The sequence below is a fragment of the Candidatus Solirubrobacter pratensis genome (genome assembly GCF_000425945.1).
GTDB classification, from domain to species: Bacteria; Actinomycetota; Thermoleophilia; order Solirubrobacterales; family Solirubrobacteraceae; genus Solirubrobacter; species Solirubrobacter pratensis.
Genome location: NZ_AUEK01000012.1, coordinates 174,570 through 198,618, shown reverse-complemented (window position 1 = coordinate 198,618; position 24,049 = coordinate 174,570). Strand labels below are relative to the sequence as shown.

20 protein-coding genes and 1 pseudogene are annotated in these 24,049 nt (G+C 70.5%); 10 read left to right on the top strand and 11 right to left on the bottom strand.

The window, feature by feature from the left end:
- Positions 1-107 precede the first annotated feature (107 nt).
- Positions 108-239, bottom strand: a pseudogene (locus H958_RS49125) (hypothetical protein); the annotation flags it as partial.
- Between H958_RS49125 and H958_RS0119470 the strand changes: the two are divergent.
- Positions 177-893 carry a hypothetical protein gene (locus H958_RS0119470; protein WP_156028083.1) on the top strand — a complete coding sequence of 239 codons (717 nt, stop codon included), beginning with the start codon at positions 177-179 and terminating at the stop codon, positions 891-893. The pseudogene H958_RS49125 and the gene H958_RS0119470 sit on opposite strands and share 63 nt — an antisense overlap.
- Before the next feature lie 543 nt (positions 894-1,436).
- Here the strand turns inward: H958_RS0119470 and H958_RS0119465 are convergent.
- The gene (locus H958_RS0119465) at positions 1,437-1,727 is read right to left on the bottom strand and encodes a hypothetical protein (RefSeq protein ID WP_028059888.1); all 291 of its coding nucleotides are present in this window, start codon (positions 1,725-1,727) and stop codon (positions 1,437-1,439) included.
- Between the two features lie 20 nt (positions 1,728-1,747).
- Positions 1,748-2,500 carry an ABC transporter permease gene (locus H958_RS0119460; protein WP_196807444.1) on the bottom strand — a complete coding sequence of 251 codons (753 nt, stop codon included), beginning with the start codon at positions 2,498-2,500 and terminating at the stop codon, positions 1,748-1,750.
- A 92-nt stretch (positions 2,501-2,592) separates the two neighbouring features.
- Between H958_RS0119460 and H958_RS45260 the strand changes: the two genes are divergently transcribed.
- Both H958_RS45260 and H958_RS0119450 read left to right on the top strand, forming a co-directional pair.
- Entirely contained in the window at positions 2,593-2,904 is a 312-nt protein-coding gene (locus tag H958_RS45260) for a MarR family winged helix-turn-helix transcriptional regulator (protein WP_081686059.1), read from the top strand.
- Positions 2,905-3,427: 523 nt separating this feature from the next.
- A complete protein-coding gene (locus H958_RS0119450) occupies positions 3,428-4,423 on the top strand; it encodes a hypothetical protein (RefSeq protein ID WP_028059886.1) in 996 nt (331 codons plus the stop codon).
- 189 nt (positions 4,424-4,612) lie between these two features.
- On the opposite strand, the gene H958_RS0119445 is transcribed toward H958_RS0119450, so the two are convergent.
- Both H958_RS0119445 and H958_RS47710 read right to left on the bottom strand, forming a co-directional pair.
- Positions 4,613-4,951 (bottom strand): hypothetical protein, encoded by a 339-nt coding sequence (locus H958_RS0119445; RefSeq protein ID WP_156028081.1) that lies wholly within the window; start codon positions 4,949-4,951, stop codon positions 4,613-4,615.
- 517 nt (positions 4,952-5,468) lie between these two features.
- Positions 5,469-5,642, bottom strand: coding sequence for a VOC family protein (locus H958_RS47710; RefSeq protein ID WP_196807443.1), 174 nt, complete (start codon positions 5,640-5,642; stop codon positions 5,469-5,471).
- Between the two features lie 338 nt (positions 5,643-5,980).
- On the opposite strand from H958_RS47710, the gene H958_RS0119430 reads away from it, so the two are divergent.
- Positions 5,981-6,727 carry a hypothetical protein gene (locus H958_RS0119430; protein ID WP_156028079.1) on the top strand — a complete coding sequence of 249 codons (747 nt, stop codon included), beginning with the start codon at positions 5,981-5,983 and terminating at the stop codon, positions 6,725-6,727.
- Positions 6,728-6,996: 269 nt separating this feature from the next.
- Here the strand turns inward: H958_RS0119430 and H958_RS0119425 are convergent, their stop codons facing one another.
- On the bottom strand, positions 6,997-7,389 hold the full coding sequence (locus tag H958_RS0119425; RefSeq protein ID WP_028059883.1) for a nuclear transport factor 2 family protein: 393 nt from the start codon (positions 7,387-7,389) through the stop codon (positions 6,997-6,999).
- A gap of 174 nt (positions 7,390-7,563) precedes the next feature.
- Between H958_RS0119425 and H958_RS0119420 the strand changes: the two genes are divergently transcribed.
- A complete protein-coding gene (locus H958_RS0119420) occupies positions 7,564-8,094 on the top strand; it encodes a hypothetical protein (protein ID WP_028059882.1) in 531 nt (176 codons plus the stop codon).
- 253 nt (positions 8,095-8,347) lie between these two features.
- Here the strand turns inward: H958_RS0119420 and H958_RS0119415 are convergent, their stop codons facing one another.
- Positions 8,348-9,337, bottom strand: coding sequence for an L-dopachrome tautomerase-related protein (locus H958_RS0119415; RefSeq protein ID WP_196807442.1), 990 nt, complete (start codon positions 9,335-9,337; stop codon positions 8,348-8,350).
- Positions 9,338-9,646: 309 nt separating this feature from the next.
- Entirely contained in the window at positions 9,647-10,225 is a 579-nt protein-coding gene (locus tag H958_RS0119410) for a hypothetical protein (RefSeq protein WP_156028078.1), read from the bottom strand.
- 275 nt (positions 10,226-10,500) lie between these two features.
- Here H958_RS0119410 and H958_RS0119405 point away from each other — a divergent pair, with 275 nt between their 5' ends.
- Both H958_RS0119405 and H958_RS38745 read left to right on the top strand, forming a co-directional pair.
- Positions 10,501-12,630 (top strand): hydantoinase/oxoprolinase family protein, encoded by a 2,130-nt coding sequence (locus H958_RS0119405; RefSeq protein ID WP_028059879.1) that lies wholly within the window; start codon positions 10,501-10,503, stop codon positions 12,628-12,630.
- The gene (locus H958_RS38745; protein WP_051324535.1) at positions 12,627-14,795 is read left to right on the top strand and encodes a hydantoinase B/oxoprolinase family protein; all 2,169 of its coding nucleotides are present in this window, start codon (positions 12,627-12,629) and stop codon (positions 14,793-14,795) included. Before H958_RS0119405 ends, H958_RS38745 begins: the two co-directional genes overlap by 4 nt.
- A 3-nt stretch (positions 14,796-14,798) precedes the next feature.
- On the opposite strand, the gene H958_RS0119395 is transcribed toward H958_RS38745, so the two are convergent.
- Both H958_RS0119395 and H958_RS0119390 read right to left on the bottom strand, forming a co-directional pair.
- Positions 14,799-16,367, bottom strand: coding sequence for a sensor histidine kinase (locus H958_RS0119395; protein WP_051324534.1), 1,569 nt, complete (start codon positions 16,365-16,367; stop codon positions 14,799-14,801).
- Positions 16,368-16,747: 380 nt separating this feature from the next.
- On the bottom strand, positions 16,748-18,628 hold the full coding sequence (locus H958_RS0119390; protein ID WP_028059877.1) for a sulfatase-like hydrolase/transferase: 1,881 nt from the start codon (positions 18,626-18,628) through the stop codon (positions 16,748-16,750).
- A 204-nt stretch (positions 18,629-18,832) separates the two neighbouring features.
- On the opposite strand from H958_RS0119390, the gene H958_RS0119385 reads away from it, so the two are divergent.
- From H958_RS0119385 to asnB, 3 genes are read left to right on the top strand one after another with little or no spacing between them, the layout of a single operon-like run.
- Positions 18,833-19,843, top strand: a complete 1,011-nt coding sequence (locus H958_RS0119385) for a DUF354 domain-containing protein (protein ID WP_028059876.1) — start codon at positions 18,833-18,835, stop codon at positions 19,841-19,843.
- Positions 19,840-20,550, top strand: coding sequence for a sugar transferase (locus H958_RS38735; RefSeq protein ID WP_051324533.1), 711 nt, complete (start codon positions 19,840-19,842; stop codon positions 20,548-20,550). Before H958_RS0119385 ends, H958_RS38735 begins: the two co-directional genes overlap by 4 nt.
- A gap of 4 nt (positions 20,551-20,554) precedes the next feature.
- Entirely contained in the window at positions 20,555-22,408 is a 1,854-nt protein-coding gene (gene asnB / locus H958_RS0119375) for an asparagine synthase (glutamine-hydrolyzing) (RefSeq protein ID WP_028059875.1), read from the top strand.
- Between the two features lie 20 nt (positions 22,409-22,428).
- Here the strand turns inward: asnB and H958_RS0119370 are convergent, their stop codons facing one another.
- Positions 22,429-23,979, bottom strand: a complete 1,551-nt coding sequence (locus H958_RS0119370; RefSeq protein WP_051324532.1) for an aminotransferase class I/II-fold pyridoxal phosphate-dependent enzyme — start codon at positions 23,977-23,979, stop codon at positions 22,429-22,431.
- Positions 23,980-24,049: the final 70 nt, after the last annotated feature.

The following is a 24,049-nucleotide window of genomic DNA, read 5'->3' as shown; positions in this document are numbered from 1 at the left end:
TCCACGACCGTGGCCGCATGGGGGAGGCACCAGCACCCGTTCGGGCTGCGGTGCAGCGAGCCGTCGCGGCATAGCTCGCGGAGGGCGAGCGACACCGAGGGGCGCTGCGCGCAGACGAGCTCGGCAAGCATCGAGTGCGAAAGGCGCAGGTCGATTCGCGTGCCGTCGCTCACCACGTGGCCCCAGCGGTCCGCGAGTTGTCCGAACACCGCGAGCAGCCGGTCATGCAGCCGGGGCATCTGCGCGATCGCCAAGCGCTGCGCAAGCGCGTCGGCCCGCTGCTGGGCGCGCAGTTCGAGGACCCGCAGCACCGATGGGACGCGCGCCGCGACGGCGTAGAACTCGTCGCCGAGCATTGCGAGCCGGGCGGGTTCGAGCACCGTCCAGGTGCGTCGCCACGGATCCGGGTCCGGCGACGCCAGCAGCGGCAGCGGGTCCCCGGCGCCGAAGAGCTCGAGGCTGTTGCGGTCGGCGAGGCTGACCCGCCGCGCAAGGACTCCCTCCAGGAGCATCACGGCGACGATGCCGTCGAGCTCGCGGCCGCCCGGCGGCCGACCGGCGAGCTCGAGGCCCCAGCTCTCGACGACGACGCGGCGTCGCAGGCGGGCGGCGACGGAGGCGTCGACGCCCTGCAGGAGGTCTGGATCGCTTTCGAAGATCCGGACGAGGCCGCGGTACGCCGCGGCGCTCCCATCGAGCGGGATGAGCGGTCGCGCGCTCGCCGTCACGCGGCGGCCTCGCGCTGGCTCGAGTGCGGCGGAGCCCGCGGCCGTGCGCGGCGCTCGCTCGAGGCGAGCGCGCGGTCTGCGACCGGGGATCGCATCTGGACGGGCGAGAGCGGCGGCCGGCGGACCGCCGGCACGTCACGCGGAACGGCCTCGCTGCGCGCCTGAGGATCCACGAGCCGTAGCCGACCTCGGGGCCCACGATCGGTGGCCCACACTCGCAGCCGATGGCGGTGCAGATGCTTAGTGGTGCGACCGTGCGCGTGCCGTGCGGTCGCTGCGGCCGGCACGACACAGCTGCCGCACGCGAACACGACCGCAAGAACTGCGACGACGTAGCTCCCGCCCCAGCCCTGAGTGTCCCCTGCCCGCCGCAACATACTCGCGCGAAATGTTATGGTCTTGCTTATCGGTGTGGCAACCTGGACGCGCTCATGCGATCCGCGGTCACCGCACGGACCGGTTGTGCCGTGCGTCAGCGGCAGTTCGCGAGGAAGTCGAGCAGCAGCGTCGTTGATGCGATCCGGCTGGTCGAGCTGCATCCAATGGCTGGCGCCGTCCACCGCTGGAAGCGTCACGGCCCGGTGACGAACTCGGCCGAGTTGGTCATGCGTTGTGCGGTGCCGGGATGACCGACAGGGCATCGCGACCAGGCGGCCGACCCGCGCCGGGTGCAGCGCGGCGAGCACTCACGCGACGACGGCCCCGAAGTCATGGCCGACCACATCCGCACGGCACCGGTCGCCGGCTCGACCCCGTCGCCGGTTGACGCCGATTGCCGTGTGCCCCGACGCCGGCCACGACGGCGATCCGGAAGCCGGCGAACATGCGCGTCAGGCTCGGCACGACGTCGCTGTGCACCCGGCTGAACAGCCAGTTGTCCTTGAACGCTGCGAAGATGTCCGTGAGGGGCGGGAAGTAATAGATCTTGCTGCCGGCCGACAGCAGGCCCCACAGGACAAGGAGGGCCAGCGGCACCGCGATCTCGAGCCCGGTCGCCAACAGTCGCTCGCGACGAGCGCTCATCCTGCGGCGCCCCGTGACTCGCGTTGCGAGTGATGCCAGTGGAGCGCGCGCCACTCGGCCTTGACGAAGGTCATGTTGAGGATCAGCCCGAGCACCCCTGTGGTGATGATGAGCGCGTACATGAGCTGCACGTCACCGCCCGAGCGCGCCTCGGTGATCGCCCTGCCGAGCCCCGACGAGCCGATCACGAGCTCGGCCGTGACGGTGAGTATCAGCGACACGGCGGAGGCGATGCGCAGGCCGGTGGCGATGTAGGGCACGGAGCTGGGAAGCGTCACGCGCAGAAGGCGCTGCGCCCGCGAGAACCCGAACGAGCGGGCGGTGTCGGTCGCCACGGGATCCACGTCCTGGACCCCGTAGAGCACCTGCACGATGAGCTGCCAGAAGGAGGCGAACGCGGCGAGGAAGACGGTGCTCTCGAGGCCGCTCCCGTAGACGAGGATCGCAAGCGGGATCAGCGCGACCGATGGTATGGGCCTCAGGAACTCGACGACGGCACGCACCGACCGGTAGAGCAGCCTGCTCGAGCCGATGATGATCCCGAGCGGAAGCGCCGCGGCGACCGCGAGGCCCAGCGCCCAGCCTTCGAGGGTGCTGCCGACGGCTCCCCAGAAGCTCGACTGGGACAGTTGGTCGCCGACCGTGCCCAGCGTCCTCGAGATCGGCGGGAAGTGCCGGCTGGGGAGGACGCCGATGCGCGGCAGCACGTCGAAGAGCACCAGCACCGCGAGGACGCTCAGCCAGGGCAAGAGCCAGTCCGGCAGCTGGAAGCGTGCTGCGCCGGGGCGCGTCCGGGTGGATCTCGCGAGCGTTGGCACCGCCTGCCGACCGCTGTGCCGCGATGCAGCCGACGGCCGTAGGCCGTCTTGCACAGATTTTGCGCTGCGACCGGACCAACGTGACCCATCACGTCGACCGGGCAGTCTCGCGCGGGTGGGTCGAGCGACGTAGCGACAAACGCGATCGGCGTTCGTCCGTGATCGCCCTGACGCCTGAGGGCGATCAGCTGGCGCGTCGCTTCATCGCGGCGCTCGAGGGCCAGCTGCGATCGCTCCTGGAGGAGTGGTCGGACGGACGGCAGAGGGAAGCCGCGGCGATGCCGCGCGAAATCGCCTATGAGCTCGACCACGCGACTCAGCGTGGCAGGCGGTAAGCCATCGCTCGCTGAGCCGAACAAACTCGATCCAACCCGACGAGATTTGGCTCTACAGAGCCAAATCCGCGAGGACGGAATTGCGATTCTACAGGTTGTGGTCCCGGCGGTCGTCCTTGACGGGGCGTCATCGATCCCGTGCCCGCAAGCCTTGGCGCGCGCGATCCCAGATCGAGGCTGCGCGCAGGCCCGGACCGACACCGGACCGAGATAGTGCGCCCCCCTCCTTGTGAGCGCGACGTCATCGCACCGCCCGCTGGTGCGCTCGGAGTGGCAGGCTGAAGCGTGGCGGGACGCGCCCATATAGCCGGGCGATGTGGCTTCGGAGGTCAGCGGCACAAGGCAGCGCGTCGTGGTCGACCGTTAGCCAGACGCTCGATGAGGCTGCGGAACGAGCGGCACAAGCCCGATCCTGAGCGAAACCGGACGAGATACCTGGTGGTACGAAACGGGGACTTCGAGACTCTGAGCGGGCAGACGGTTGCTGCGGCGTTCCGTGGGAACGGGTTGAGACACTGGCGGAGTGGACGAGGACGCGCTGATCGAGGCGGCGGTCGCCGAAGTCGCCGCGAGTGTCACCGCGCTGGATCGCCGTGGGTGCGTGGGCCTGATGCTCTATCCGGACGGAGAGTCCCTGTCGGCCGTGGCCTGGGGACTGCCCGACCTTGAGCCGCCGCTCGGGATCAACGGCGACACGATGGACGAGCTTGGCATGCTCGATGGCGACGGCGAGGCGATCAGGGTCTTGCGGGCCCGTGTCGCGGATGGCGCGGAGTGGGAGCCTGTGGAGCGCTTCTATCTCGCGTTGGCGCGTCGGACGCACGAGCTGATCGAGCAGCCCGTGCTCGTGTACGAGTCGATGCTGATGCCTTTGGAGGAGCAGCTCGCGCGCCAGGGCGGTCGGCCCGGTGATACGCCGGCGGACCCGCTGGCCGGGCTCGATGTGCTCGTCTCGGTGCGCATTGACGAGTACCGCGTCGCGGCGGTGTGGCGCGGCGCCGAGGGCGCGGTCGAGGCTTGCGGCAGCGTCGGGTACAGCGACGAGGTCTGGTCGGTGGCTCTCTGCACGGACCTCGCAGCCGACCCGGTCGTGCTGGCCGGACGACTCCCACCCGGCGCGGTCGGGGTGGTAGGCGTCGACGGGGAGCTGGTAGCCGCGAACGGCTACTGGATCTGCAAGACGACTCTGCGCACGCTGCGCCAAGAGCCTGAGATCGCCTATCGAGATATCGACGGCGACGTTTTTCAACACGTCGTGCCGTACGACGGCGTGCCGCGGTTGTGGCCAACTCAGGCCCGGTCCGGTCCACGGCTAACGCAGTGGGGCGGTGGGACCTTGGTGTTCGAGGCCGGCGGGTGGCGCGTGGTGATCACCGACTGGGGTCCGTTCGCGCCCGCTGCGGGGGAGGTCGCACATGAGCTCGGCGTCGACGAGGCGACAGTTGCGGTGCGGCCGATCGCCGGAACCGTGCTCGGGCACCGGCATGGCTTCGAGCTCGCGGCGCAGGACCGAGTCTAGGCGGCCGTCGCTGAGTGCGGCACCTTCTCGGTAACGGTGGAGGGGAACGGCGAGCCGCCGGAGCGGCTCGACCTCGAACTCGTCCAGTGACCAATGTCGCCCCGTCGATGTCGATCGCGCTGCTGCTTCCGCCTGGCACCGGCAGTGCCGCTCGTACCTCGGAAGCGGTCGTACGTCGGAACGGGCGACTCAGCGCTGGAGCGGGCTCCATAGCGTCAGGAACTCCTCGTCGGCGCCTGGCACCGGGTTGATCCGCGCGCCGTCATTGAGGAGATACCGGACGTTCGCTGGCAGCGTGTCGGCGGTGCGAGCCTCGATGATCACCGCGTAGACGTGGTCAGATACCGAGGCCTCGATGGTCTGGCCGTTGCGGCGGGTGATGGTCACCCGATCGGCGCCGTCGGGTAGCAGACCCCAGACCTCAAGCCGCCCGGTCCCTCGAAAGGCCGAACCGACGCTCTCGCCGCTGACGGCCCTGTCGATGCTTAGGACGGCGCCAGCGCCTGCTTGCTCGTAGAAGCCGAGCACACCGTCACCCGGCACCAAGAAGAACCGCCGTGCCGGACAGGCGGTGCGCACCGCGCGGCTTAGCGCTGGGTTGCGTTGAGCCCCCAAGACGGCTCGGCCAACGCCACTGAGCGCACCACCGTCGGCGGAGCGCCGTCGTCACGCTCGGCCGCCCGCCGGAACGCGTTGAACCCTCCCAGCAGCTCGACGGGCACTATGTCGATCACACGACGCAGTATCGCCGCACTCGAAGCGTTCGCGGTCAGTGATCGTCCGTCGCGTATTGCCGGCAGGGACCTCCGCCGTCACTTCCGCCTTCGCCTGAAGCGAGCGGCGTTGATCTCGTCGCTGCGCCAGGTCGTCATCCGTTCGTCCTGAAGCACCACGCTTGCGACTGGCGTGGCATCTCTTGAATTCCGACAGGGGGCCGAGGACGCACGGCGACTGCTGCGTGTCGTCTCGAAGCGGATCGAACCTGGTCAAGCACCGCGCGCGGAACGCCATGTCGGGCTCGCCCGACATGGCGCAGAAGGCTTGCTCAGCTCGGGGGTACCAGCGGGCTCGCGTGCAGCGGCTCATAGAGCCCGAGTCGGCCGCCGCCGGGCAGGTCGATGGTGGTGATGAGCCCCCAGCGCTGCTGCGTCACGCCGCCGCTGAGCTCGACGCCCTTGGCTTCGAGCTCGCGTACGGTGGCCTTGATGTTGTCGCACATCAGATAGAGCTCATAGCCGCCGCCATCCGCCGACGCCGGGTGCGTGGCCAGCTCCGCCGGGGGGAGCGCGAAGATGAGCCAACCGTCGCCGGCGTCGACCGACGTCAGTCCCAGGACGTCGGCGAAGAAGGCCCGGTCGGCGGCTCGTCATCGGTGTACAGGATCGTGTGAACGCCGGTGATCGCCATCAAGGTGAGTCTTCCACAGCTCCGTCGCGTCGTCGGTGTCGGAGCGGACTATCGCTTCCGTTGACCCATCGGCGACCGTTGGTCCGGAATGCACGTGCGGTGTGACTCAACCGAAGCACCACGCAGGGAGCGTCGCCGGATGTCGCCGTCTTGCAGCAAGGCCGCGCGCCGACGCGTCTGATGCGGCCTTGGGGCTTCCGAGTACGAGTCGACTGCCTGAACCTGTCCGTAGGTCGGGTTGCTACCGAGACGCTCTCCGACTTGGGATACTTCCGCGCCTCAATGTTGAGGTGGATCATTCCGTTCGCGTATTGCGGCGCGGTTGTCGCCGGTTCGATCGTGCTCGGCGTCAGCGTCTGGCTGGCCTACCTCGTCGCCATCGTGTTGCCCTGGCTGGGGTTCTGCAAGGTCTACGTGCCGCGAACTGCTCCCCGGAAGCTGCTGCGCGCGGCGACGCGAGAGGTCGATCCGACCGCCGGACCGCCGCCCGGCGCCGAGCCGGTTGAGCTGGCGGTCGCGGAGCGGATGACGGCGGCCCGTGATTGGGACGCCTATCGCGCGCTCTACACCGACGACGCGACATTCCCGCGCAACGACAAGAACCCATTGTCGCTGGACCGCTACTTCGTTCGCGCTCGCGCGGTGCAGAAGCTACTCGGCCTCGAACTGATCGGATTCCTCGAGATGCGCGCCGACCCGGGCCGGCCTCACACATTCTGGGTCTCCGGCGTCGAGCGCGCGAACCCGCGCCATCACCCGCCGTTCGAGCTCGAATGGTGGGAGACGTGGACGCTGACGCCGGACCGCGAGCGGATCCGCGTGCGCCACCACATCGCCTTTACCTACGCCGGCGACGTGCGCGCGCAGGTCCTCGCTAGCTCGCCCTCCCGGGCGTAGCGCTTCCGTCCTGAAGCACCACACGCGCGCCTATCGCTTCTCGCGCAAGCGATGGCGCGTAGACGGAGATTGCGCGCTGCTGCTATTGCCTACGCCTCGAAGCGGCAGCGCTGCTTGCTATCGGGCGGCTCATCCGCCGCTTCCCGAGGTTCGTACACTCGGGAGTGCGCGCGGCTGAGCCCGGAGCTGAACTCCTGCCCCACTGAAACGGTCGGCGGGTGATATGCCGAGTCAGGCGTTCTTGTGCGCCAGCCGCGTCCTGGGGCTCGTTACATCTCCGGCGGCTCACCTCCGGTGTGGGCAAACGTCTTGTTGACGATCGTCCATCTGCCATCGATCTGCGCGAGGGTGAAGAAGTCCGTCATGGACAAGGTGCCCCAGAAGCCCTGCTCCTCCAGTACGGCGAAGGCCGCGTCGCCGACCTGCTCGACGGAGACAACGCGTCCCTGGAAGCTGCCGTCGACGTCGGCGGGGTGCTCCTCGACCAGCGCGATCAGCTCGCCGATCGGCTCGTCATAGCGCGTCCCCGCGACGCTGCCGAACATCCATGCTTGTGGGTGGAACGCCTCGCGCAGCTTCGCGGCGTCGCCGTTGCGCACGCCTTCGACGTAGAGATCGACCGTGCGGGTGATCTCTTCCTTCTGCGAGCCCGTGACCGCCATTGCCGCTCCTCTCTCGGTCGGGTAGTGCCTACGCTACCCCGCGACGAGCAGGCCCACAACGCTCGACCCTCGCTTTCGCTATCGCCTGGGAGGAGTGGCTCACGGGCGCGGCGCGCGCTACTCCTCATGCCTCAACGCGACAGGAAGAGCGCGGTCCCCTAGCCTGAAGCGGGCATGGGTCCGGAACGGAGCGAGCGGCTCCTCAACCTCATCATCGACCGGCTTGTCTGGCTCGAACACGATGGGTACGCGCCGGTTGGACGGGACCCGCAAGGGATGCGTATTCGCCTGGACTACAGCAGCGGCCGTGGCCGCGTCGCCGTGAGTGTCGACGGTGGTCGCGGGGACATCGACATCTGGCTGGCGCCGCCGAAACAGAACAACCCAGGGGCCCCGATCGATTTCCTCCGGGGCCCTCGCGTCATGATGGACTCGATGCTGACAACCCATGGCCTTCGGTGTCCACCGGACCACTGGAGCCGGTCGGCGGACGCCGAGGCAGTCGTCGGCCACTACGTCGGTGCCTTGCAGCAACTGCGCGACCGCGAACTCGCAGGAGACTGGTCGCTCTTCCGTGTTGCCGTCGAGGTAGCACGCAGCGGCCGTGACGCGGCATTCAAGTATTGGATCTCTCGCGCAGTGATCGACGATCCGGCGCTCGCTGAGCGCCTCGAGCGTCTGCGGCCCATTGGGCCATCGCGCTGAAACAGCGTCTCCACTTCGATGCAACTCGACACTCGGCTTGCCGTGTAACTCCAGCACTAGCGCGCTGCTCGCCTTGAAGGAGCGGCGGCGTCTCCGACAACGGCCGGCGTGCGACGCGGTAGATCGGCGTGCCGCAACCGTCCTAGAGCACCACACCGACGGCCTGGTCGCGATTCCGGGCAGTGGTCGCGTTGCACGGAGGCGAGGCGCAGAACCGCCTGGTTTCTGATGATCCCTCCCGAGGTCGTCTCGATCAGCGACGCAGCCGCACCGGCGCGCCCTGGATCGGCGTTCGCATGAGAGCGTAGGGCCGTTCGCGCAAGTCGTTGCCGCCTTGGAACGCGGGTTGGCGATGAACCTGGTTGACGGTGTAGTAGATGTGCCCGTCGGCAGCGACGGCAAGCGTGTCGACGAACAGGAGATCTTCGCGGTGGACGAGCGTCTCCCACTCGCCGCCGGGCTGGCGGACGAGGATGGCTCCGTGCTCGTAGTTGCTCGCGTAGACCCGCCCGTCCGCGTCGGACTCGAGGCCGTCGGACGCGCCCTTCTCTCCGTGGTCTTCGAGCGTCGCCGCGACCTCATCGTCATCGGCGTCCTCGTTCGCGAGCGCATCGACGGACACACTGAGCAGGCGACGGCTCGCCAGCGGACAAACGAAGAGACGGTCGCCGTCGGCGGATATCGCGATCCCGTCGACCCCTATGCCGAGCGGCAGCGGGCGGCCCTCGATGATCGCCAAGAAGCCGTCCACGGGCAGCATCGCCGGATGGCCGGTGAGCTTGCGCCAGCTCCGCCCGGAGGCCAGATCGACGACGATCAGTCCCGTGGGTCCCAGGCCCACACCGGAATCCGTGATGAACGCCATACCGGCATCGCCGCGCCGCAGGTCGAACCGGATGTCATTGAGGTAGGTCGTTTCGAGCGCGACGTCGGAGGAGAACCGAATCGTCTGCACGACCTCGTCTGACGCCGGATCGACGCACACCAGCTTCGGCCCGTGCGGGATTGCGGGGCCGAACTCGGTCGCGCCAGTGTCGAGCAGCCAGAGCCGACCGCTCGGATCGACGACGACGCTCTGGACTGAGACCAAGCAGTCACCAGGACGCTCCTTGTCCAAGCCGTTCAACTCCGCGCTCGGGTAGGCGCGCTCCCCGCCGTCGCGAAGCTCGGCGACGGTGAAGTCGACCGGGTCGCCCCAGCGCGGATAACACACGAACAGCCGCCCGTCGTCGGCGACGGTCACGCCGGTCGGCATCTGGACCGGGAATGCGTGCACGAGCTCGGCGCTCCCGACCGGCCGCACAGTAGACAGTTGACCGGACATGTGGCGAGCCTACCGCCGCACGAAGCGCCGGTGGAGATTCACGGTGCGGCTCCGCATCCGGTCGCCTGCGCCCGGCGAGCCGTGAGGTCACGAAACCGCGAGCTCGGGCCAGTGACGACGGTGCCGGGTTCACGGGGCGTGGCGCGTCCGTCTTGACGCACCACGGATGCGACGATCGCGTGTGGGGCGGCGTCGTGGCGCGCCGGGCATGGACGGTCGAATCGTGCGTCAGCGCTCCGGTCGGCACTCGCCGACCGGAGCCGTGCGGATCCGGATCGCGTAGATGCCGCGCTTGAAGCGTTGCGGGGTGTCGCCGGTCTCCCATCGGTCATTGAACGGCGTGTAGGGCGTGATGACGTCGTCGCCGTAGCGGATGTCGACATGCAGCACGCGCAGGCCGGCGGGGAGCGATCGCGGGAGCGCGATCGAGAATCGGCGTGCGGTGGGCGGTCTCACAGCGGGTTCGATGCGTCCCTTTGCGACGGCCCGGGTGATCCACTGGTGATCGCCGCGTTCGCCCGCGCTGGCGCTGACACGCCGCGCGCCGGCTCCCGCGTCCAGGCTGAGCAAGCGCTTGCCGTCGAGGCACAGAGAACCGTCGCGGCCGCCGAGGCTGTGGTCCGTGCAGCCGCTGTCGCCATTCCACATGCACGGGTCGGCGTCGAGCAGGACCGCGCGCCGCCCCCCGATCGTCACCGAATCGGCAGTCGTGCCGCTCGGGCCGGCCGCGCACCCAGCGGGCGGGATGGCCGCGGCTGCAGGACAAGCTGGATCAGCAACCGCACCGTTCTCATAATGCGCGGCCACCGTACTGACCTGCGGTGCACATCCAGGCCAGGAACTGTGGTGCTTCTGTGCAATAGGAGCACGGCAATCGCTACGTGGTCGACGCACCCCAGGAGTTGAATCGTGTCGCGGGCGCCGTCTACATCAAGCATGGGAGCTATAGGACTCCGATCGCGGGGGCTGATCCCGACGTTGGTGGCCCGAACGTGTTAACCCCTCGAGAGATGCGCTCGCCGATGACCTAGAGTCGCGGACCGGCCCGTTGTGCGACGGGCAAGGGATGAGGAGGAGAGGCCATGGGCGAGCTCGTAGCGGACGGTTTCTACGTCGCCTCGGACGTCGGTGGCACGTTCACCGACACCGTCGTCAGCGACGCGTCCGGAGTGCTGCATCGCTACAAGGCGGCGAGCACCCCGGGCAACCTCGTCGGCGGCGTCCTGGCCACGTGCGAGCTGGCCGGCCAGGAGCGAGGACTCGGCCTCTCGGAGTTCATGCGCGCCGTCAAGCTGTTCAGCCAGGGCACCACCGTGGCCACCAACGGACTGCTGCAGCGCCGGGGAGCGACGGTCGGGACGCTGCACACCGCGGGCTTCGGCGACACCCTGTTCGTCTCGCGCGCGTGGAAGGCGTTCGGGATGGACGAGGCGGCGCTGAAGAACTTCCGCCACCTCGTCAAGCCGCGACCGTTCGTCGAGCGCCGGCTCACGCGCGAGGTCTCCGAGCGGGTGGATTACAAGGGGCAGGTGCTGCGGCCGCTCGACGAGGACGCCGCCCGCACGGCCGTCCGGGAGCTGCTCGACGAGGGCGCCGAGGCGTTCGTCGTCTCCCTGCTGTGGTCGTTCAAGCATCCCGAGCACGAGCAGCGGGTCAAGCAGATCGTGCTCGAGGAGGCGCCGGACGCGTTCGTCACCGCCTCCAGCGACCTGCTGCCCAGGATCAACGAGTACGAGCGCACGGTGACCGCGGTGGTCAACGCCTTCCTCGGCCCCGACGTCGCGCGCTCGACCCGCGCCATGCATCGCGAGCTGCAGGACGCCGGCCTGTCGTCCCCGCCGCTGCTGATGCTCTCCAACGGCGGCGTCGGCGCCGTCGCGCAGGTGGCGGACGAGCCGGTCAGCATCCTGCTCTCGGGACCGGTCGGCGGCGTCGTCGGCTCACGGTTCGTCGGCGAGCAGCTCGGCGAGCGCAACGTCATCACGACCGACATGGGGGGGACGAGCTTCGACGTCGGGATGGTCGTCGACGGCCGGCCGCTGATCCAAGCCTCGACCGTGATGGCGAACCAGCCCATCGCCACGCCTTCGGTCGCGATCGCGACGATCGGCGCCGGCGGCGGCAGCATCGCCCGCGCCGGCAACGGGCTGCTGACGGTCGGGCCGGAGAGCGCCGGGGCGGTTCCCGGCCCCGCCTGCTACGGAGAGGGCGGGACCGAGCCCACGGTCACCGACGCCGACGTCGTCCTCGGCCTGATCAACCCCGAGAACTTCCTCGGCGGCCGCATCCGGCTCGATCCCGAGCGCGCCCGCCACGCCATCCGGGAGCGGATCGCCGGGCCGCTCGGCCTGTCGGTCGAGGACGCGGCGGCCGGGATCAAGCGGATCGTGGACTCCAAGATGGCCGACCTCGTCCGCAGCGTCACGATCCACAAGGGCTTCGACCCGCGCGAGTTCGTGCTGCTCGCCTTCGGCGGCGCCGGGCCCGTGCACGCGCACGCCTACGGCGCCGAGCTCGGCGTCAAACGCCTGATCGTCCCCGTCACGGCCTCGGTGCACTCGGCCTACGGCATCCTGGCCTCCGACCTCGTCATCACGCGCGCACAGACGCGGTCCTTCTTCACGCCGCCCGGCAGCGAAGGCGCCTCCGGGTACGTGGACGCGGGCGCGGTGAACTCCGTGCTCGATGCGCTCGAGCGCGACGCACGCGAGACGATGAGCGCGCAATCCGTGCCGCCGGGCGAGATCGAGACGACGGCGTTCGTGGACATGCGCTTCCGCTTCCAGATCCACGAGCTGACCGTCGAGATCCCGGCGCGGCCGATCACCGCGGACGGCCTCGACGCGCTGGTCGCGCGCTTCATCGAGAACTACGAGCTGCGCTTCGGCGAGGGCTCGGCCTTCACCGCCGCCGGGGTCGAGATGGTCACCTGGCGGGTGGTGATGACCGGCCGGCTCGCGAAGCCCAGCCTGGCGGCCGGCGCCCCGCACGACGGCGCCGGCGTACACGAGCCGCGGCGGCGGCCGGTGTACCTGGGCGGCGGCTGGCACGACGCCGCAATCTACGACGAGACCGCGCTGCGGCTCGACAGCACGTTCTCCGGCCCGGCGATCGTCGAGCTCCCCGACACGACGATCGTCGTCGGGGTCGATCAGGTCGCGTCGGTGGACGCCAACCGCAACGTCTTCCTCGAGGCGGAGGGATCGCGATGAGCATCACCGACGCGCGCACGCTCGACTCCATCACCTACGAGGTGATCAGGCACCGGTTGTGGTCCATCAACGACGAGGGCTCGACGACGATCGTGCACGCGTCCGGGTCGCCCGTGGTCCACGCCACGGACTACAACTTCGCGATCTACGCGCGCAACGGCGATCTCGCCGTGTCGGGCGTGTTCTACATGCTGCCGATCTACACGATGCAGCTATTCGTCAAGGAGGTCATCAGCCGCTTCGGCGACGACATCCGCGCCGGCGACGTGTTCATCACCAACGACCCGTTCGTCGCCGGCATCCATCAGTCCGACGTGCAGTTCGTCTCGCCGTTCTTCCATGAGGGCGAGGTCCGGGCGTGGACGGGCTGCATGGCCCACGTGATGGATCTCGGGGGCATGAATCCAGGCTCGTGGTGCCCGACCGCGACCGAGGTCTACCAGGAGGGCATCCGCGTCCCGATCAACCGGATCGTCGATGCCGGCAAGGTCAACCGCGCGCTGTGGGACACGATCCTCGCCAACTCCCGTATGCCCTCGATGGTGGCCAACGACTTCTCGGCCTTCCTCTCGTCGCACCGGGTGGCCCAGGCGCGGCTGGAAGAGACGTGCAGGCAATACGGCGGCGACGCGGTGCTCGACACGATCGAGCGGACGATCGCTCTGACCGAGGACGGCATGCGCTACGCGCTGGGCCGCCTGCCGGATGGCGATTTCCAGACCGCCGGGTACATCGACCACGACGGCCACGCCAACAACCTCTACCGCGTCGACTGCACGCTGCGCAAGCGCGGCCAGGAGCTGGTGTTCGACTTCGCGGGCTCGAGCCCCTCGATCGTCGGCACCGGCAACGCCTCGCGCTCGGCGACCTACGGCGCTGTCGGGTGCGCGATCCTCGGCGTGTTCGGCTCGGCGCTGCAGTGGAACGCGGGGTTGATGCGGCCGGTCTCGCTCGAGATCCCGCCGAACACCTGCGTGAGCGCAGAGGAGCCGGCGCCGATCTCGGCGGGCTCGGTGTCGGGCTCGTGGGTCGCGCTCTCGCTGGCGGCCGGCTGCCTTGCGAAGCTGCTGGCGTTCTCCAGCGAGTACGCGGACTTCGCGTTCGGGCCGCCCGACGGGTCGTGGGTGCTCAGCCAGTTCGGCGGCCTCAACCAGTACGGCGAGCCGTTCGCGACGATGATCATGGACTCGCTGGGCTGGGGCGGGCCGGCCTTCCGGCACCGCGACGGTGTCTCGGCCGGCGGCTCGCTGATCATCCTCGGCGGCGGCTCCAACGACGTCGAGCTGCATGAGAACCACCAGCCGCTGCTCTACCTGTGGCGGCGCGAGGTCAAGGACTCCGGCGGCGCGGGCGCGCACCGCGGCGGCAACGGCATCGAGTTCGCGCTGGCCGTGCACGACTCGGACACCGTCACCGCGACCTGCATCGCGCAGGGAGTGGTGATCCCGACGGGCGTTGGGCTCTTCGGGGGCTACCCCGGCGGCACGTCGCGTTACGAGCTCGTCTCCGGCGCCGACTGGCAGGCGGACATGGCGGCCGGCGCCGTGCACGAGCAGATGCGCGATCTCCAGGGTGCCCACCGCATCCCGTCGGCGAAGGAGACCGTCCCGATGACGCGCGGCGACGTGATCAACAACGTCACGCAGAACGGCGGCGGCTTCGGCGACCCGCTCGAGCGGGATGCCGCGCTGGTGGCCGCCAACGTGCACGAGGGCAGCTCCGACGCCGCCGTGGCACGTGACGTCTACGGCGTGGTCGTGACCGGCGACGGTGGCTATGACGCCGCCGCGACCGAGGCCCGCCGCGACGAGCTACGCCGAGCGCGGCTGGCCGATCTGCGCAACCGCCGCGACCACTACGAGGTCCGCGACCTCGAGATCCTGCACCGGTGGGGGGACGTGCTCAACGTCTGCCGCGACGGCGAGGAGATCGTCGTGCAGGCCGCGGGGTCGGGCGCGGTGCTCGGCCCGCTCGGCTCCAACTGGCGCGAGACGGCGCCCTACCGCGTGCCGGCCGCCGCGGAGCTCGGGCCGCAGCTGGTGCTCGACGAGCGGCTCGAGTTCCGCCAGTACATCGACCCGCTCACGGGGCGGTCGCTGTGGCTGGACTTCCAGCACCTCGAGGCGCCGCTGACGGTCGACTTCCGTCTTACGGAGCTGGAGTGAGCGTCAGCGGACCGGGATCGACGCCTCGACCACGGTGCCGCCCTGCGCCGGGTTCACGACCCGGAGGCTGCCCTCGAACGCCGCCACCCGGTCGCTGAGCCCGACCAGTCCGGTGCCGTCGCGGCGAGCGCCGCCGATCCCGTCGTCGCGCACCTCGAGCTGCAGGATGCCGTTGTCCAGGTGGGCGCTGACCGTGGCGCGCTTGGCTCGCGAATGCTTGGCGACGTTGGTGAGCGCCTCGGCCACCACGAAGTACGCGGTCGCCTCGACCGCGCGAGCGCACCGGCCGACGGAGATGTCGACGTCGACCGGGATCGACATCCGCGAGACGATCGAGTCGACCGCAGCGCGCAGCCCGCCGCGTGTGAGGACGGACGGCAGGATGCCGTGGGCGAGCTCGCGCAGCTCGTCCATGGCGATCTGCGCCTGTTGGAGGGCCTCCTCGACGAGCGGGGCGGACTCGTGCGGGTCGCGCTCCAGCGTGTTCGAGGCCAGCTTGAGCACGAGGATGGTGTGCACGAGGCGCTGCTGCGCGCCGTCGTGGAGATCGCGCGCCACGCGGGTGCGCTCCTCGTCCGCGGTGAGCACGATCCGCGCGCGCGAGGCGGCGAGGTCCGCGCGCGCCTGAACGTTGGCGATCGCCGTCGCCGCCAGCTCCGTGAAGGCGGCCATCCGCGGCTCGGCATCGGGCGGCAAGGGCCGCGGCCGGGTCGTCCCGGCCGCGATCGCGCCCCACAGGCGCCCGTTGACCACGATCGGGCTCGCGACCCCCGAGCGGATGCCGAGGTCGTGAGCGCTCACGCCGATCGAGCCGGCCGCGGTCTCGTAGTGATCGAAGCGCGCGGGCTTGCCCGTGCGATAGACGCCTGCCGCGACGCTCTGGCCCTCCATGCTCCAGCGGCTGCCGACCCAGAACGAATCCTGCAGCCGGCCGTAGCTGGCGACGATCGTGCTCAGGCCGTCCGGGTCGAAGCGGTGGATCACCGCGGTCTCGGCGCCGCCGACCCGGCCCACCTCGGTGGCGACGGTCGCGAAGACCTCATCCGGCGGACGTCCCTGGGCGACCATGGTCGCGACCCGCCGAAGCGCCGCCTGCTCGTCGGCCAGCCGCTGGATCTCCGCCCGCGCCTCGACGCTCGCGATCGCCGTCGCCGCCAGGTCGGCGAACCCGGCGAGGCGCGATTCCGCGTCGGCGGGCAGCGGGTCGAGCCGCGTCGTGCCCGCCGCGATCGCGCCCCAGAGGCGCCCCTCGACGAGGATCGGACTGGCGATCCCCGTCCTGACGCCCAAGGAGCGGGCGCCGAGGCCGATCGAGCCCGAGGCGGCCTCGTAGTGCTCGAAGCGAGCGGGCTGCTGCGTCCGGTAGACCGCGGCGGTCGCGCTCCTGCCATCCGGCCGCGCGCGCCGCCCGACCGGGAAGGCGTCGCCGACCTGCTCGCCCCAGCGCGCCACGACGGTGCCGTCCCCGTCGGACTCGAAGCGGTGGATGACCACGACCTCGACGCGCAGGAGCAGCCCGACCTCCTCCGCGATCTTGGTGAGGATGTCGTCTGGGGAAGTCTCAGCGGCCACCAGAATCGCGACAGGTCAGAGAGCCGCCTTCCAAGTCATGGATCGCCGCCGTGCCGGCACGGTCGCACACCTCGCCGAATCGTCCCAGCGCGGCACGGTATCGGCAACTCTGGGCGCCGACACGGTGACCAGACGCCGGTTCCGGCGGGCAAACTGCACAGCCCGCCGCAGGTGTGCAAGGACGGAGGCCGGCGGTGTCGGTCCGACTCGTCGCGGGCGCGTCCGTAGCGCTCGTAGATCACGCGCGAGCCGAACGTCCTGGTCTCGATCAGGCCCAGCGGGACGTCTTCGGTGTTCAGATCGTCGCACCGGAGCGACGGGGCGATGATCGTGATGACGTTCACCATCGAGCTTGACAGCGTCCCGTCCCGCTCGCTGCATCACATGTGCAGGCCATAGCCCAGGACCGTCTTGAGCTTCTCGCCGTCGATGAGCTGCTTGACGCTGTAGGCGTTCGCCAGGGCGCCGAAGGCGAGATAGCTCTCGCGGCCCCGTCGCGACGCTTGACGCAGCGAGCTTGTGGGAAGCGGTGCCTGCATTGCGCGCGGCACGAACTCGTCGAACAGCTTCCTTGCGAGCGCTTTGGCCTGCGGGTCCTCCGGCGTGCTGCGCATCTCCGCCCGTCCCGCCTCGGTGCTGTAGTCGTAGTACTCGAGCGCCATGCCGTCGGCAGCCGGAACCGCCGTGCCGCGGTGCCAGTGGCTGTACGTGGACAACTTGGCCTCACGAGTCCGCACCCCGAGGAGGTGCAGGGGGGCACGCATGTCGTTCAGCGCGACCGGGACGATCTCGTCGGTGGCGAACAGCACGTGATCGCGCCCCGCGGCGCGCGGGTCGCGCAGCAATCGCACGAGGTTGAGGCGTTCGGAGTAGATCTGACGGAGGCTTCCCTTCATCCACGAGCGGCTGCCGCCGTTGCCCAGGGTCACGAGCATCGGCATGAAGTCGACGCTCGACGTCAGCTGCGTTCGCGGCCTGTCGATCGCCTCCGTGACCCGGCCGCTCGGATCGGCCACGATCATCGGGATGTGCCAGGCCTCGTCGTACGCGGTGCCGAGCTTGCCGGCGAGGAAGCCATGAGCTCCGTCGTACTCCCCGTGATCGGACGCGAACACGATCACCGTGTTGCGCAGTTGCTGCTTCGGCACGCTCGCGATCACTCGACCGACCTGCTCGTCGACCATCGTCAGCACGTAGGTGTACTCGTCGAGTCCGCGGCTCCAATAGCTGAAGGGTGCGACGCCGACGCCGAGGCGCATCGGCTGGTTCGAGGACGGAGCGAGGGCGAAGCCGTTCGCCGCTCTGTCATCGCTGGCCGCTCCCCACACGAGTTGCTGGAACGCGCGGAAGAGCATCTGGCTCGGCGGCTTGTTCGCCTCAAGCGTCGCGGCCGACTCCCAGTTGGGCGGCACGTCGGGGTATCCGAGCGCCGGCGGAGCGTCCTGGCCCGGGACGGACGAGAAGCTGGTGATGTACGGCTTGAGCGCCTGCCCGGCGAACAGGCGCTCGTAGCCGGTGCCCTCGGTACCGGCCCAGAAGAACTGCCGGTCATGCGGATTGACGAAGCTGACGGTGAGGCAGTACGGCTGCCGGGCCGGACTCTGGTTCTGCAGCCACGCCGCCGCCTGCCCGGCGATGCCGGCGTCCTTCGCCTGTCCTTCGCCGTTCTGTCCGAGCGGATCGGGGTTGGTCATCCCGTCGAAGCCGTAATCCTCCAGATAGCCCGCCGTGCTCCCGTCGCTCGGCGCGTTCGACAGGTGCCACTTGCCGACGTACGGCGTCCGATAGCCGAGGCGGCGCAGCAGCTTGCCGTACGTCGGGAAGGCGGTCTGCAGCGAAGGACCGGCCGCGGTGCGCGTCGCCAGCAGCCATTCCTGATGCGGGTACAGGCCGGTCGCGATCGCCGCCCGAGCCGGGCTGCAGGCGTTGCCGGCCGTGTGGTGGTTCGTGAACTTCACGCCGTGGCGCCAGAGCTCGTACACGTTCGGCATGAACTTGCGCAGGAATGCCGCCGGTGTGGTGATGCCTTGCGGGAAGACGGTGGGGAAGCGCATCTCGTCGACGAGCACCACGAGGATGTTCGGCCTCGTCCGGCCCGCTCGGGCCCCGGCCATGCTCGCCGCGCCCATGCTGTCGAAGATGCGTAGATCGGCGATCACGCCGCCGGCGGCTGCGATCCCGATGGACTTCAGAAACTCCCGGCGGTCGAGCTCCCGCCTCGCGGCGCGCTCCTCGTCGCTGCGCCGGCCATGGTCACTCATCGTGTCCCTCCCTCGCCCTTGCGGGCTACGCGCGCCCGAGGGAACATCCTCAGCTGGCGATCGACTCTAAGCGCGTGTCGTTGCGGCCGTCCACCGCGCGGAAACGCCGCGGCGCCATCGGGCGCGCAGCAGCTGCGGCGGTGTGCGGGTGCACCGTGGTCGCAGGACGCTTGGCGCGGCCCCTCCGGAGGGTAGGGCGCACGGATGAGGGTGTGGTTCGACATGACCGCGCCGGCGCATCCGGTCGTGTTCCGGCCGGTGATCGCGCAGATGCGGCGCGCAGGACACGAGGTGCGAGTGACTGCACGCGACTACGCGCAGACGTTGCCGCTGCTGGAGCGGTTCGGCATCGCCCACACGGCGATCGGGCAACACGGCGGCGCCTCGCGTGTGCGCAAGCTCGGTGCGCTCGCGAGCCGGACGAGCGCGATGATCGCGTATGGGCGGCGGGGCCGGTTCGATCTCGCGGTGGCGCACGGCTCCAACGATCTCGCGCTGGCGGCGAAGGCGCTGCGCGTGCCGGAGGTCAACGCGTTCGACTACGAGTGGGCGACGACCCAGCACCAGATCGGCTGCCGGCTCGCGCGGCGAGTGCTGACGCCCGACATGATCCCTGCGGCCCGGCTGCGGCGCTACGGCGTGGAGCCGGCGAAGTTGCGCCAGTATCCGGGTCTCAAGGAGGAGTACTACCTCGCCGACTTCGAGCCCGATGTCGGTGTGCTCGACCAGCTGGGCGTCGAGCGCGAGCGGGTTCTTGTGGTGCTGCGCCCGCCGCCGGATGTGTCGCTGTATCACCGGCGGTCCAACAAGCTGTTTCCGGCGTTGCTGGAGTCGCTCGGCCGGCGTGAGGACGTGCAGGCGGTCGTCATCCCGCGCACGGAGCTGCAGCGGCTGACGGTGCGGGCGCTGCGCCTGCCGTCGCTCGTGGTCCCAGACGGCGCGGTCGACGCGCAGAGCCTGATCGCGTTCGCCGATCTCGTGGTGTCGGCGGGCGGCACGATGAACCGCGAGGCGGTCGCGCTCGGCACGCCCGTCTACACGACGTACGGCGGCCGGCTCGGCGGCGTCGACGAGGCGCTGGTCAGGCAGGGGCGGCTGCGGCCGCTGAGCGATCCGCGCGCGCTGGAGCTCGTCAAGCGGCCGCCCGGGGCTCCGCAGCTGCATCGGCGCGATCCGGGCGTGCTCGCCGATCTCATCCTCGGGGCGGCCGCATGAACCTGATCGGCGCCGATCCCGCCACGGAGGCGGCCGATCGCCGGCTGGCGGCCGAGGACTCGATCGTCAGCCGGTATGCGCGGATGGCGCACGAGTTCGAGAAGCGCCCGGTCGATCGCGCGCTGCGCGCCCTCGATCTCGTCATCTCGGCGGTCGCCCTGGCCGTGGCGGCGCCGCTGCTGGCGCTCTGCGCGCTGGCGGTGCGCGCCTCGGGCCGCCCGGTGCTCTACCGCGGCGAGCGGGTGGGCCGCGCCGGGCGGATCTTCATGATGTACAAGTTCCGCACGCTGCGCCCTGGAGCTGAGCAGCGCCTCGGTCGCCGCCTCGGCGGGGAGCTCGACCAGCTGACCGCGAGCGAGATGACGCGCGTCGGGCGACGCCTGCGGGCGGCCAAGCTCGACGAGCTGCCGCAGCTCTACAACGTGCTGCGCGGCGACATGAGCCTCGTCGGTCCGCGTCCGATTCGGCCGGCGTTCTTCCTGGACCTCTGCTACGGCATCCCGGCCTACTGGCAGCGGCTGGTGGTGCGGCCGGGGATCACCGGCCTCGCGCAGCTGCGCCTCTCGCGCGAGATGACATGGGCCGAGAAGCTGGTGCACGACCTCGAGTTCATCGCCGACCGCTCCGTCCGGCTGTACCTGACGATCCTCGCGCAGACGCTCGGGCTCGTACTCGGCCGGCTGGCCCGTCCCCGCCCGTACGTCTAGCGCGATGTGCGGGATCTGCGGCATCGCCGCGACCGGGGCGGTCGACGCGGGCGCACTGCGCGCGATGAGCGCGGCGCTTGCGCACCGGGGACCCGATGCGCACGGCGAGGCGGCCCTCGGGCCGGTCGCGCTCGACGCGCGCCGGCTGGCGATCATCGACCTCGAGCACGGCGACCAGCCGATCGCCACAGAAGACGGCGCCGTCACCGTCGTGCAGAACGGCGAGATCTACAACCACGCCGCGCTGCGCCGCGTTCTCGAGGCGCGCGGGCACCGCTTCCGGACGCGCTGCGACACCGAGGTCATCGGCCACCTCTATGAGCAGGACGGCCTCGCCGCGTTCGAGCAGCTGCGCGGCATGTTCGCGATCGCGCTGTGGGACGCCCGCGCCCGCCGCCTGGTGCTGGCCCGCGACCGCTTCGGGATCAAGCCGCTGTTCCACGCCCGCCTGCGCGACGGCGGCCTCGCGTTCGCGTCCGAGCTCTCGGCGCTGGCGCTCGCTCCCGGCTTCCCGCGCGAGCTGGACCCGGTCGCGCTCGAGGCCTACCTCGCCTTCAACTCGATTCCCGCGCCGATGACCGCCTACGCGGCGGCGCGCAAGCTGCCGGCCGGCCACTGGCTGACGTGGGACGCGGAGGATGGGCGGGTCGAGATCGCGCGCTGGTGCCGGCCGCGTCCGGTGAGCATGGTGCGGTCCGAGCCGGGCGACGTCCTCGCGGCCGAGCTGCGCGCCCGGTTGCGCGACAGCGTTCGGGCGCACCTGGTGGCCGACGTCCCGGTCGGCGTCCTGCTCTCGGGCGGGATCGACTCCTCGGCGCTCACCGCGCTCGCCGCCCAGGAGAGCGGGCAGCCGGTGCAGACGTTCTCGATCGGCTTCCGGGAGCGCTCCTTCGACGAGCTCGAGCGTGCGCGCCTGGTCGCGCGCAGCTACGGCACCGACCACCACGAGCTCGTGGTCGGGCCGGATGCCGCCGAGCTGCTGCCCGTGATCGCCGCCGCCTGTGACGAGCCGCTCGGCGACTCGTCGGCGCTCCCTACGTACCTCGTCTCCCGGCTGGCCGCCGGCCACGTCAAGGTGGTCCTGTCAGGGGAGGGGGGCGACGAGCTCTTCGGCGGCTACGAGACCTACGCCGCCGGGCTGCTCGCGGCGCGCTTCGGCCGCGCCGCCCGGGCGCTCTCACCGGTCGTCGAGCGGCTGCCGTCCGGCAACGGCCGCGTGCCACTCGACTACAAGCTCAAGCGCTTCACGCGCGCCGCCCACCTTCCGCCGCTCGAGGCGCACCAGGGGTTCAAGGAGATCTTCGGCGCCGAGCAGCGGCGCGCGCTGCTCGGCGCCGCAGGCGGCGACCCCTTGGCCGCGCACCGAGCGCGCTGGGCCGAGACCGAGGGGGCAGCGCCGCTCGCGCGGCTGCAGGACCTCGACCTCGGGATCTACCTCGTCGACGACCTGCTGCTCAAGACGGACCGCATGAGCATGGCGCACTCGCTCGAGGCGCGCGTTCCGTTCCTCGACGCGCACGTGGCTGAGCTCGCGCTCGCGCTGCGCACGCGCGACAAGGTCCGCGGCCTCGCCAAGAAGCGTCTGCTGCGCCGCGCCGTCGCGCCGCTGCTCCCGCGACAGGTAGTCCACGGCCGCAAGCGCGGCTTCTCGATCCCCGCCGCAGCCTGGCTGCGCGGCCCGCTGCTGCCGTTCGCGCGCGAGGTGCTCTCCCCGGCGCGACTGCGCGCCCAGAGCGTTCTCGACGCCACGGCCGCCGGCCAGGTGCTCGAGCGCCACGCCGCCGGGAGGGAGGACATGTCCCGCCAGCTCTGGGGGCTGATGGCGCTGTCGCTCTGGCTCGACGGCAGGCGCGGCTAGCGACCGAACGCGGCCAGGCGCTACTCCGTCACGACGCGGAAGCTGCCGAGGCTCGCATCGGCCGCGCCCTCGAGGAAGGCGCCGTTGGCGACGATCTCCTCGAGGTAGGCGATCAGCGGCTCGTCGATCAGCTCGCCCGGCGCGATCGCCGGGATGCCCGGTGGGTACGGCGTGATCAGCTCGGCGCTGATCCGCCCCGCCGCCTGGCGCGGCTTGACGGCCTCGGTGGCGGCGAAGACCGCGTCGCGCGGGAGCATCGCCTGCTCGGTTCGCAGCTCGCGCCGGCTGGGCAGCCGCGCGACGTCGGTGTCCGAGCCGGGCTCGCCGTGCTCATCGACGAGGTCGCGCAGCGCGCTCACGAGCCGGTCGATCTCCTGCTCGCCGTGGGCGAACGAGACGAGCGGCATGATGCGGCGGTGGTCGACGAGCTCGACGTCGACGTGGCGCTCGTCGCGCAGCCAGTCGTCGGCCTGGTAGCCGGTCAGCCCGACCGGGGCGGTCTCGATCAGGACGTGCGTGGGGTCGACGCCGGTCACCCCGGGCCGCGAGGCGAGCTCGTCGACGCCGATCACGCGCAGCTCGGGCACCTCGGCGGCGAGCCGCTCGCGCAGCAGTCGCGCCGCCTTCACCGCGCGGTCGAGCAGTTCGCGCCCCTCGCGCACGAACTGGCGCCGCGCGCCATCGATGCTCGACAGCAGCAGCGTCGAGGCGCTGGTGGACTCCTCCAGCTCGAAGCAGAGCTGCAGCCGCTCGCTGTCGATGCGATCCGAGCCGATCGACAGCACGGACGTCTGCGCCAGGCCGCTGAGCGTCTTGTGGACCGAGCCGATCGCCAGGTCGGAGCCTTGGGCGAGCGCGCCCTCCGGCAGGGCGGGGTGGTCGGCGAAGGCGTAGTCGAGCGCCCACGCGTCGTCGGTCACCAGCGGGATGCCGCGCTCGTGGCAGGCGTCCGCGAGCGCGCGGACGTCGGCGCTGGTGCCGTAGTAGCTCGGGGTGAACACGAGCCCGGCCCGCGCCTCCGGGTGCGCGTCGAGGATCGCGGCGAAGTCGGCGGGCAGCGGCCCGAGCGCGATCTCGAGCTGCTCGTCGTAGTACGGGTCGACATAGATCGGCCGCGCGCCGGAGAGGACGAGTGAGGCGAACGCGGACTTGTGGCCGTTGCGGGCGAGCACGAGCGTGTCGCCTGGTCCGGCGACCGTCATGACCGCCACGTGCACGTTCATCGAGGAGCCGTTGGTCGAGAACAGCACCTGCTTGGCTCCCACGGCCTCCGCGAACAGCTGCTGCGCCGTCGACTGCACCTGCCACGCGCGGTCGCGCGTGTCCACGCCATGGCTCATCGACACGTCGGTGCGGACGGCGTCCAGCCCCGCCCACTTGGCCACCTCGGGCAGCGGCCCGCGGCCGCCGTTGTGCGCGGGGATGCCGAACGTCAGCGTGTCGCGCTCCCAGTACGCGCCGACCGCGTCCGCGATCGGCGCCGCTCTCTGGTCCTTCTCCACGGGTCCGCGGCGCTGCTCGATCGATGCCTTGACGCGGTTGACCGCCTTCTTCACTGGCGTGGGCTCCATACCGGGCTCCTACCCACACCGGGCGCCGGCCGATCGAACGTGAGGAGCGAGGCCTCGGCGGCCGCCACCG